This is a genomic window from Salifodinibacter halophilus (assembly GCA_012999515.1).
GTDB classification, from domain to species: domain Bacteria; phylum Pseudomonadota; class Gammaproteobacteria; order Nevskiales; family Salinisphaeraceae; genus Salifodinibacter; species Salifodinibacter halophilus.
Window position 1 is genome coordinate 1 of sequence record JABEEB010000455.1, and the last position, 253, is coordinate 253.

The following is a 253-nucleotide window of genomic DNA, read 5'->3' on the forward strand; positions in this document are numbered from 1 at the left end:
CTCCGAGCCGACTGCCTCGGCCTTTTCGACCGCCGCGAGCATGTCCGCGCCGGGGTCGATGTCGAAGCGCTCACCCATCCGCTGTTGGACGTAGGAGAGCAGCCAGTACGCGAGGAACTGGAGCGCCATGCTCCCCTGTAGGAGGTCGGCGGGCGCAATCTCGTCCGGTGTCCCGCCCTTCATCTGCCGGTAGCGCCCCTCGTCGAGCTCGACCGCCACCGCATCGGGTTTTTCCTCCTCGATGACGCGTTCG

1 protein-coding gene is annotated in these 253 nt (G+C 67.2%); it reads right to left on the bottom strand.

Features of this window, described 5'->3' with window-relative positions; all coding sequences use genetic code 11:
- Window positions 1-253, bottom strand: a 253-nt coding sequence (locus HKX41_12420; protein ID NNC24940.1) for a conjugal transfer protein TraB, incomplete at both ends; no start/stop codon positions are given.